Here is a 9667-nt window from a genome sequence, read left to right as displayed (position 1 = left end):
GAAAGTTCCTGCAGTCGCGATCGGAATCATACAACAAGGGCTTTCATGGCAGGATATCTTTAGGCTTCGGCCATCCCTCAGCAATCCTTTACTTGCTTTTTAATCAATATCTTAAGGCAGTCGCCAAACTGAACCAGTGCCCTTTCCCCTCAAACGGTGAAAAATCGCCCAGCGGGCGATTTTTCACCGGTTCATGGACTCCAGCACCTGGTAGATGGCCGCCGAATCCAGTTCCCCCAGCCCCTGGCCGACCAGGGCGTCGAGGTACTGGGCAATGCTCGCGGCGGTCGGCAGGCCGAGCCCCAATTCAGCGGCCGCCTCACCGACGATCCGCATGTCCTTCTGGTGCAGCCGCGCCTTGAAGCCGGGGGCAAAGTTGCCGTCGATCATGCGTTGGCCGTGGACCTCCAGGATGCGGCTCGCGGCGAAGCCGCCGAGCAGCGCCTCGCGCACCCGCGCTGGGTCCACCCCGGCGGCGCGCGCCAGCAGGATCGCCTCCGCCACCCCGGCGATGGTCGCCCCCACCACGATCTGATTGCACGACTTGCAGACCTGACCGGCGCCGTTCGTGCCCACATGGACGATGTTGCGCCCCAGGACCTCCAGCAGCGGGCGCACCCGGGCGAACACCGGCGCCGCGCCGCCCACCATGATCGAGAGGGTCCCCGCGATCGCCCCGGACTCCCCGCCCGAGACGGGCGCGTCCAGCATCGCCACCCCGTGGCCCTCCAGACGCCCCGCGATCACCCGGGTGGCCGCGGCCGAGATGGTGCTCATGTCCACCACGACGGCCCCCGGGGCCGCCCCCTCCAGCACCCCGCCCGACCCCAGGATCACCTGCTCCACGTCCGGCGTGTCGGCCACCATGGTGAAGATCACCTCGGCCTGGGCGGCGGCCTGCGCGGGGCTGCGCCAGGTCATGGCGCCGGCCGCCGCCAGCGGTTCCATGGACTCCGGGCGGCGGGCATAGACGGCGAGGTCGTACCCGGCGCGCCGCAGGTTGAGGGCCATGGGGCGGCCCATGATGCCGAGTCCGATAAAGGCAATGCGATCAGGCATGTTGAAGGTCTCTGTGGCAGGCTGACAGATACAGTTGTCGTGAAGCGCCGGCGCCGCTCCTGGTGGGAGCGGCTTCAGTCGCGACGAGGCCACGGCTGCTTGCCCCGTCTCCAAGGCAATGACTTACTCGGGCATCAGCGTCTTTGGGCCCTGCGGGGTGCCCAGGATCAGGACATCGGCGGGCCTCAGGGCGAAGATGCCGACCGTGACCACGCCGGGGATGTTGTTTATTTGTTGCTCCAGACTGGCCGGCTCCAGGATCTCCAGGCCCTGGACGTCCAGGATCAGGTTGCCGTTGTCGGTGACGAAGCCCTCGCGCCACACCGGGGTGCCGCCGGCCCGGACCAGTTGCCGCGCGACGAAGCTGCGGGCCATGGGGACGACCTCTACCGGCAGGGGGAAGCGGCCGAGCAGGTCGACCAACTTGGTCTCATCGGCAATGCAGACGAAGCGTGCGCTCGCCCCCGCGACGATCTTCTCCCGGGTCAGGGCCCCGCCGCCGCCCTTGATCAACTGCAATTGGCGGTTGGACTCGTCCGCCCCGTCCACGTAGAGTGCCAGGTCCCCGACCGCGTTCAGGTCGTAGACCGGGATGCCGTGGGCCTTCAAGCGGGCGCTGGACGCCTCTGAACTGGACACCGCGCCCTCGATGCGGCCCTTGATGGTCGCGAGCGCGTCAATGAAGTGATTGACCGTGGAGCCCGTGCCCACGCCGATGATCCCGCCCTCGACATAGGCCAGGGCCGCGTGGGCGGCCTGTTTTTTCTGCTCGTCCTGGTTCATGGAGTGCCTCGCTGAATTGGTCACATAAGGGGTTGGTATCATAGCGCAAGCGATGGGTTTCGCTGCGCTCTACCCATCCTACAATCTACCATCTCGGCACCTGGTAACCTGGGGCGTCTGGCCCCCGGGGGTGCAATCAGAACTGATGTTTTAACGCACATGTCGTAGGGTACGCATTGCGTACCCGCCAAGAGCTACCGGACGTTCTCACGGACCGGGCATCGTTGTCGTTGTCGTGGTCGGATTATTCGATTACGACAACGACAACGACAGCGTACCTGGGATCTCGGTTACCACATCAGTTCTGATCGCACCCGGCCCCCGGCCCCCGGTCCCTTGTCTCACTGAGGTTTTCCAATGCCCGACAGCTACATCGAGCGCATCCTGAAGGCCCGTGTCTACGAGGTTGCGCAGGAAACCCCCCTGACCCTGGCGGCGGCCCTCTCGGCCCGCCTGGGCAATCAGGTCCTGCTCAAGCGCGAGGACCTCCAGCCGGTCTTTTCATTCAAGCTGCGCGGCGCCTACAACAAGCTGGTGAGTCTGAGCCCGCAGGTGCGCGCCCGCGGGGTCATCGCGGCCAGCGCGGGCAATCACGCCCAGGGGGTCGCACTGGGGGCGGCGCGCCTGGGGGTGGCGGCCACCATCGTGATGCCGCGCACCACCCCGGGCATCAAGGTCCGGGCGGTGCGGGCCTTGGGCGGGACCGCGGTGCTGTGCGGCGACTCCTACGACGAGGCCTATGCCCATGCCATGGGACTGGTCGCGGAGTTGGGTCTGACCTTCGTGCACCCCTTCGACGACCCGCAGGTGATCGCCGGTCAGGGGACCATCGGCATGGAGATCCTGCGCCAGCACCCGGAGCCCCCCCATGCCATCTTTGTCCCCGTGGGTGGTGGTGGGCTGATCGCCGGCATCGCCGCCTACGTGAAGTGGCTGGCGCCCCAGGTGCGCATCATCGGCGTGGAGCCGGAGGACGCGCCGACCCTGCACGCGGCCCTGGCGGCGGGGCGCCCGGTGGAGCTCGCGCAGGTTGGCCTGTTCGCCGACGGGGTGGCGGTGCGCCGCATCGGGACTGAGACTTTTCGGGTCGCCGCCCAGCGGGTGGACGAGGTGATACTGGTCGGTACCGACGAGATCTGCGCCGCCATCAAGGACATCTACGAAGATACCCGTGGGATCGCCGAACCCGCCGGGGCCTTGGCGGTGGCCGGGATGAAGCGCTATGTGGCGCGCACCGGCTGCCGCGGTGAACACCTGGTGGCCATCGAGAGCGGGGCCAACATGAACTTCGACCGGCTGCGCCATGTGGCCGAGCGGGCGGACCTGGGTGAGCGGCGCGAGGCCCTGCTGGCGGTCGCGATCCCCGAACGGCCCGGGAGCTTCCTGGCCTTTTGCCGGGCGCTCGGCGAGCACCAGATCACCGAGTTCAACTACCGTTTCGCCGACCCCGATCAGGCCCAGGTCTTCGTGGGGGTGGAACTGAGCGGCGGCGACGCGCAGCGTGCCCGGTTGATCGGGCAACTGCGCGATCAGGGGTTGGGGGTGCTCGACATGACGGACAACGAGACCGCGAAGTTGCATGTGCGCTACATGGTGGGGGGGCACGCCCCAGGGGCGGGCGCGGCCCCCGGCGAGACCCCCGGCGAGACCGTGGTCCGGTTCGAGTTTCCGGAGCGCCCGGGGGCCCTGCTGGACCTGCTCAGCGGGCTCGGCAAGCGCTGGAACATCACCCTCTTCCACTACCGCAACCATGGGGCCGCCTATGGTCGGGTGCTGATGGGGGCGACGGTCCCGCAGGCAGAGCGCGCCGACTTCCGCCGCTCCCTGGACGCCCTGGGGTATCCCCATTGGGATGAGACCGACAACCCGGCCTATCGCATCTTCGCCGGCGGGCTGGCTAACTAGCGCGTCGCCCAAGGTTCGAGAGGAAGATGAATGCTTGTCGCATCGTTGTCGTTGTCGTTGTCGTTGTCGTTGTCGTTGTCGTAATCGGAGAAGCGATGTAATTTGGCGTGCGAGAGAATCCGGGGCGCTACGATAACCTCGACAACGACAACGACAACGACAACGCTGATCGAGGCTGGCTGCCAACCTATTTTCTTGTGCGCCGATAGATGCGCCGCTCGGTCGCCACGGCGTCGAGCGGCACGTCCCAGGGGCGGGGCACCAGGCGCGTGACACGCTGGCATTCGTGGGCGATGCCGATCAGGCGCGGCCGCTGCCAGTGCCGGCGCTGGCGCAGGAAGGCCAGGGTGCGGTCGTAATAGCCGCCGCCCATGCCGAGGCGGTTGCAGTCCGCGTCGAATCCGACCAGGGGGACCAGGATCAGGTCGAGTGCCCAGGCTGGCGGCTGCCCCTGGCGACCGTGCCGGGGTTCTGGTATCCCGAAGCGATTCACGGTGAGCGCCTCACCGGGCGCGTGGCGGACAAACCACAACCGGTGCTGCCGCCCCGGACGCAACACGGGCAGAAAGGTGCTTGCCGTGCCGCGGCGGACCGCCGCCGCGAGCAGGGGTCGCGGGTCCAGTTCGCCGTTCGCCGGCCAGAAGGCGGCGATCCGGCGGGCGCAACGGAAATGGCGCTCCCGCCCCAGCACCCGGGTGAGTGCCGCCGCGTGAAGTCGCTGATCGTTGAGGGAAAGCAGGCGCCGTGCCGCGCGCAGTCGGCGACGCAGGCCGCGGAGCGCCGGGCACCCGTTCGGCGCGTGCCGTCCCCACGGCACCTCAGGGTCAGCGCAAACAGCAGAAGTACCGAGTGGCGCGGTGGGGGCGAGGGGAGATTGCATTGGAAGCGAATCGAACACAGGGGCTTGGGGCTTGGTACCCGCGGCCCTTGCGCAAGCGACGATAAAGGGGCGACACCCCCCGTCTGTGCCGTCGCTAACCTTTGTTCTTGAACCGTGAGGTTCAAGTGGGGTCAGTCGCGTCGGCTTCAGGCTTTCCGCTCGGGGGCGGACTTGCGCAACGGCCTCGTGGTCATGTCCCCAGGGTACAAAATAGGCTCAAGAAAATACCCAGCCAGCGGTCGAACACTACAGGGGGTGTCTGGGGAAAGAGGCTATACCCTTTCGGCCGACGAGTCCAGGGCCGGGTGCGCGGACAGGGCCTCGCCGACGCGCTCCTGGAGCCGGCCGAGCCGCCGGGTGACGGCGGTCTCCCCGCCGCCCTGCGCCTTCTGCAGTTGCAGCAACTCATTGGCGATATTGAGCGCCGCCAGCACCGCGATGCGGTCCGAGCCGAGCACCCGCCCGGTCTGACGGATCTCGCGCATCCGCCCGTCGAGCAGGCGCGCCGAGGCGATCAGGTCCTCCTGCTCGGCGGCCGGGCAGGCGATGCGGTAGTCCTTGTCCAGGACTTTGATATTGACCCCAATGGGCTCGTCGGTCATAGACTCTCCTCCATCGCACGCAGCCGCGACAGCATGGCCTCGACGCGGCTGCGTGCCTGTTCGGTCTTCTCGATCAGGTCGCCGCGCTCGGCCGCCAGGGCCTCCTGGCGGGCGCGCAGGGAGGCGTTTTCCTCTTGGAGGCGTTGACACAGGTGCAGCAGATGCTCCACGCCGTGCTCGAACTGGTCGATGTCGAAACTGGCCAAGATCAGGGCCTCTTTGAGAATTCTTCGCACTATAGAAGGGGCGGCGGGCAGGGTCAATCGGGTCGGTGCCCATGGTAAGCTCAGCCGCCGCAACCAGACGGGCGTCGAGCGCACCCGGCGCCCCCGGAGACCATCACGGACATCGACTACGATCAGATCGGGAACCTGCTCCAGGCAAGCCCGCTCGCCCCCACTCCGAGCGAGGCGCATGGGATGCTTTGCGGCCTGATCTGCGGCGGGTCCGCGGCCCCGGAGTCGGCCTGGCTCAACCTGTTGCTGCCGGTTCCGCCCCTGAACCCGGACGGGGACGCGACCCAGGACCAGGAGGTGCAGCCGGCACGGGCCGTCCTGGGTTCGCTCGCGCGCCGGACCCTGGAGCGGATTGCGGGCCCGGGGCTCGATTTCCCGCTGTTGCTCCCGGACGACTCCCACGCCCTGGCCGAGCGCGCCACCGCGCTGTACGACTGGGTGCGCGGCTTCCTGTTTTCAATCGGTGTCCTGGGCCTGGCCGAGCGCGACCTGTCCGACCAGGCGCGGGAGGTCTTGCGTGATTTCGCGGACATCACCCGCCTGGACCTCAACCAATTGCAGGAGGACGAGGAAAACGAGGCGGCCCTGACCGAGCTGACCGAGTTCGTCTGGGTGGCCGCCATGCTGATCTACGAGGAGCGGGTGGCGCCCCGCACGGGGTCGCGATGACCATGGCCGAGTATGGACGGCGCCGCCGCGCCCTGCTCAAGGCCATCGGCGCGGATGGGCTCGCCATCCTGCCGGCCGCCCATGAGACGATTCGCAACCGCGACGTCCACTACCCCTTCCGGCAGGCGAGCGACTTTACCTATCTCACCGGATTCCCGGAACCCGAGGCCCTGGCGGTCTTCGCCCCCGGGCGCAAGGAGGGGGAGTTCATCCTGTTCTGCCGCCCCCGCGACCCGGAGCGCGAGCAGTGGGACGGCTATCGGGCCGGGGTCGAGGGGGCCACGGCGACCTTCAAGGCCGACGAGGCGCATCCCTTGGGCGAACTCGACGGCCTCATGCCGGGACTGATCGACGGGCGCACCCGGCTCCTGTTCCCCATCGGTGCCGATGCCGCCTTCGACGCCCGCGTCTTCGGTTGGGTCAACCAGGTGCGGGCCAATGTGCGCAAGGGCGCGCTCCCGCCGGAGACCTTCGTCACCATCGAGGCGCTCCTGCACGAGCAGCGCCTGCGCAAGGGCGAGGCCGAGGTCAAGCTCATGCGCCGGGCGGCGCGCATCTCCGCCGCCGGCCATCGCGGGTTGATGCGGTTGTGCCACCCGGGCCGCAATGAATCCGAACTGGAGACCGAGTTCCTGCGCCACTGCGCCGCCGCGGGGGCGCGCTTCCAGGCCTATCCGCCCATCGTCGCCGGCGGGGCCCGCGCCTGTGTCCTGCATTATGTGGACAACTGCGCGACCCTCAAGGACGGTGACCTGGTGTTGGTCGATGCCGGCTGCGAGTTGCACGGCTACGCCTCGGACATCACCCGCACCTTCCCGGTCAACGGCCGCTTCAGCCCGCCCCAGCGTGAGCTCTACGAACTCGTCCTGGCGGCCCAGCTTGCCGCGATTGCGAAGGCCCGCCCCGGCAACCGCTGGATCGAGCCCCACGAGGCGGCGCTCAAGGTCCTGACCAAGGGCCTGGTCCGTCTCGGCATACTCGAAGGCAAGAAGACGGCCAAGCTGATCAAGGACGAAGCCTATAAGCCCTATTACATGCACCGCACCGGCCACTGGCTCGGCATGGACGTGCACGACGTAGGTCACTACAAGGTGCGCGGTGAATGGCGGCGCCTGGAGCCGGGCATGGTACTGACGGTGGAGCCGGGGCTCTACATGCCGGCCACTGAGGCGGTCCCCGCGCCCTATCAGGGCATCGGCATCCGGATCGAGGACGATGTGCTGATCACGCCGGACGGCAACGAGGTCCTCTCGGCCGCGGCGCCTAAGGATCCGGAGGCGATCGAGGCGCTGATGGCGGGCTGATCGAGGACCGGACTACGGCCATGCAGGTGCTGGAATCCCTGCTCCGCTACGATGTCCAAGGCACTCGGCGGGTGGACGAGCCCACCGCCTATGCCCTGCTGCAACAGCACTCCGACGGCACTCCGACGGAGATTCGACCATGCAGACATTTATCGAGCGGTACATCGAACAAGGCAAACAACAGGGAATGGAACTCGGTCTGGCACGTGGACGGCAGGAGGGTCAGGCGGTCGTGCTGCTGCGCCAGATCGAGCGGAAATTCGGTCCCCCGAGCGAAGCGGTCCGCCAGCGCATCGCCGGCGCGGATGCCGAGACAATTCTTCAGTGGTCGGATCGCATACTTACTGCCGAGAGTCTGGACGGGCTCTTGCATTGGGTGCGCAGGAGGGCGTGGCGGGATGATGGTGGTGCGTCCCCTATTATCCCTCAACTCTCTTTGTTCAGCGAAGGGTTAGCCGCTGGCGATAAGTAGTTCGAGAGTCTCCGGGTCAACTCTATCCGGATCAAAGGAGACGACATTCCCTTCAGCGTCGTACAGAACGCCGTCTCGCTGCCGGAGCACGTGACCCTCCTCGATCAACCTCTCTACAGCGGCGAAGTACGCTGAGGTCTCGCAATTCAGTTGATCCGAGATCTTGCGGTGGATGCCTGGCTTCCATGGTTGCGGCGGAAGCAATGCCGCGACTTTCGTGACAAACGCGTCGGTCAGTGGCTTCGCAGGAGTGGGTGCCTTTACGGAAGACGGCGGTATCCGCCTTGGTGGCAACAGTGATTTCACGTCCTTTAATCCGTGCTTCCTTGCAGCATCGTCACAGGCGGCAAGGACATTGCGCAAAGAAGTCCACCCACCCATGCGGGTAGCGCTAGTGCTCTGTTGACTAAGCTCTTGCCAGATTCGCTCTACTTCCTTGGGCGTAACCAAAGATGCGTCAAACTCTGCGAGTTCCCGCGCCGTGTATGTAAACCGCCCGAAGTGTCCCGCGACAAGCAACAACCCCGTGATGTATCGCCATCCCTTGAGGAACTTGTCGGTAACCTTGGCTTGTGGGCGGAGTGCCTCCAATTGGGCATCGACGCGCTTCAGGATGTGAACCAGCTTCGGCCAAACCTCTAGCGGTGCCGTCCCGTCGAAGACTGACTTATAAGAGATCTCGGAGCGCATGAACTTGGATTTGAGCGAAGAAGCGGCATGGGGCGTCTTGAGGACCAAGGCCACGTAGCCTGCGGCCGCGTAGAGCGGGGAAACGAGTTCGGCTGGTGTGTGCCCCTGATTGGCGTAAAAGTTCTTGCGTCGCTCGTAGTACAGACCGTGCCGAAGCAGCACATCTTCGATATCGCGCTGGATTTTGTCCGTGGCATGAAGCGAGGCGAGTTCTACGTCGGTCTGATTGTTAGTCGCGCGAATGATGGCGTCGCGAATGGCTTCGTCTCTTGTAACTATCACTTTGACAAGTAGGCAGCGCTCGTCTTGCGCAGCCGCCAGTGATTGCGTGAAATGCCGGAAAATCGATTCGGTGGTCTGTAGACCATTGACGATCTGAATGTCGTCGGCTTGAATGGACTTGCCCGTAATCGCGGCAGACGTGGCGAGGATAGTTACGCCGTTGTTGAGCCACCAGAAGTCAGGAGAGTCGAGGTTTTCGAGCGTTTCCTTTATGTCTTCGTTTACCCGGTTCAGGCCCATAAAGTCCCGAACGTTCGAGTCGAAGAGATAGCGCCGCAGCTTTCCCTCGTCAGAGATGAAGCGAAAGTAGTCAGATAGTCGAGCAAGAACAACATAGCGTTCGCCCTTTGCCAGCGCCTCAACGAAAGGCAGTTCGAGCGTGTAGTTCTGGATTTTGCGGTGAAGCTCGACAAGTGCTGTTGCTCCCACAAAGGAGAATTCGGCCTTGCAGGAGCCGAAGCTGTTCCTGACGATGGCAGCAATTTGATGTCCGCGAGCCTCAACCTCGCTGCCCAAGTCGAATGTGTCGCCACGGGATGCGTAGTAGATCTCTACCGAGAAACTTGAAAGTCTTGGTGAAAGCTTGCGATACGCGAACTTGAGGTTGCCTCGCATCCGAAGCAAGATCTCAGAGTAGGCCCCCGTAAGGAGCCTAGCAGAAATAACTTGAACAATACGTGAATTGCGGTTACGCTTGGTGCATGGATGTTACCAAGATAATCGAAGAAAAGTATCGGGCGCTTTCCGGTCGCCTGGATGAAGCGACGTTGCGCCTGTGGGCAGCG

The 9667-nt window shown here is 65.3% G+C and carries 11 protein-coding genes and 1 other RNA gene; 5 read left to right on the top strand and 7 right to left on the bottom strand.

The window, feature by feature from the left end; genetic code table 11:
• Nucleotides 1-183 precede the first annotated feature (183 nt).
• Complete coding sequence (locus QZY48_RS22690; RefSeq protein ID WP_295435387.1) at nucleotides 184-1059, bottom strand: 2-hydroxy-3-oxopropionate reductase; 876 nt, start codon at nucleotides 1057-1059, stop codon at nucleotides 184-186.
• Between the two features lie 123 nt (nucleotides 1060-1182).
• Nucleotides 1183-1842: a ribose-5-phosphate isomerase RpiA gene (gene rpiA / locus QZY48_RS22685; RefSeq protein WP_295435386.1), complete on the bottom strand. Its 660-nt coding sequence runs from the start codon at nucleotides 1840-1842 to the stop codon at nucleotides 1183-1185.
• Nucleotides 1843-2018: 176 nt separating this feature from the next.
• Here rpiA and QZY48_RS22680 point away from each other — a divergent pair, with 176 nt between their 5' ends.
• Together QZY48_RS22680 and ilvA are read left to right on the top strand one after the other, a co-directional pair.
• Nucleotides 2019-2150, top strand: a complete 132-nt coding sequence (locus QZY48_RS22680; protein WP_295435385.1) for a hypothetical protein — start codon at nucleotides 2019-2021, stop codon at nucleotides 2148-2150.
• Nucleotides 2151-2199: 49 nt separating this feature from the next.
• Nucleotides 2200-3747, top strand: coding sequence for a threonine ammonia-lyase, biosynthetic (ilvA, locus tag QZY48_RS22675; protein ID WP_295435384.1), 1548 nt, complete (start codon nucleotides 2200-2202; stop codon nucleotides 3745-3747).
• Between the two features lie 187 nt (nucleotides 3748-3934).
• Here ilvA and QZY48_RS22670 read toward each other — a convergent pair whose 3' ends face one another.
• The 4 genes from QZY48_RS22670 to QZY48_RS22655 all read right to left on the bottom strand — a co-directional run bounded on the left by QZY48_RS22670 (nucleotide 3935) and on the right by QZY48_RS22655 (nucleotide 5435).
• The gene (locus QZY48_RS22670; RefSeq protein ID WP_295435383.1) at nucleotides 3935-4564 is read right to left on the bottom strand and encodes a 5-formyltetrahydrofolate cyclo-ligase; all 630 of its coding nucleotides are present in this window, start codon (nucleotides 4562-4564) and stop codon (nucleotides 3935-3937) included.
• A 135-nt stretch (nucleotides 4565-4699) separates the two neighbouring features.
• A non-coding RNA gene (ssrS, locus tag QZY48_RS22665) (6S RNA) lies at nucleotides 4700-4885 on the bottom strand.
• Between the two features lie 14 nt (nucleotides 4886-4899).
• On the bottom strand, nucleotides 4900-5229 hold the full coding sequence (locus tag QZY48_RS22660) for a cell division protein ZapA (RefSeq protein WP_295435382.1): 330 nt from the start codon (nucleotides 5227-5229) through the stop codon (nucleotides 4900-4902).
• Nucleotides 5226-5435, bottom strand: a complete 210-nt coding sequence (locus QZY48_RS22655) for a TIGR02449 family protein (protein ID WP_295435381.1) — start codon at nucleotides 5433-5435, stop codon at nucleotides 5226-5228. The genes QZY48_RS22660 and QZY48_RS22655 overlap by 4 nt, the downstream gene beginning before the upstream one ends.
• Nucleotides 5436-5567: 132 nt before the next feature.
• On the opposite strand from QZY48_RS22655, the gene QZY48_RS22650 reads away from it, so the two are divergent.
• The 3 genes from QZY48_RS22650 (at nucleotide 5568) to QZY48_RS22640 (ending at nucleotide 7910) form a co-directional block, all read left to right on the top strand.
• On the top strand, nucleotides 5568-6134 hold the full coding sequence (locus QZY48_RS22650; RefSeq protein ID WP_366929754.1) for a UPF0149 family protein: 567 nt from the start codon (nucleotides 5568-5570) through the stop codon (nucleotides 6132-6134).
• Nucleotides 6131-7438, top strand: a complete 1308-nt coding sequence (locus tag QZY48_RS22645; RefSeq protein WP_295435380.1) for an aminopeptidase P N-terminal domain-containing protein — start codon at nucleotides 6131-6133, stop codon at nucleotides 7436-7438. Before QZY48_RS22650 ends, QZY48_RS22645 begins: the two co-directional genes overlap by 4 nt.
• Nucleotides 7439-7577: 139 nt before the next feature.
• On the top strand, nucleotides 7578-7910 hold the full coding sequence (locus QZY48_RS22640) for a DUF4351 domain-containing protein (RefSeq protein WP_295435378.1): 333 nt from the start codon (nucleotides 7578-7580) through the stop codon (nucleotides 7908-7910).
• Here the strand turns inward: QZY48_RS22640 and QZY48_RS22635 are convergent.
• A complete protein-coding gene (locus QZY48_RS22635) occupies nucleotides 7890-9497 on the bottom strand; it encodes an AIPR family protein (protein WP_295435376.1) in 1608 nt (535 codons plus the stop codon). The two genes, QZY48_RS22640 and QZY48_RS22635, sit on opposite strands and share 21 nt — an antisense overlap.
• Nucleotides 9498-9667 lie beyond the last annotated feature (170 nt).

The sequence above is a fragment of the uncultured Thiodictyon sp. genome (genome assembly GCF_903828115.1).
GTDB lineage: Bacteria > Pseudomonadota > Gammaproteobacteria > Chromatiales > Chromatiaceae > Thiodictyon.
The sequence above is the reverse complement of the archived record's forward strand: the minus strand, read 5'-3'. Positions and strand labels throughout refer to the sequence as shown.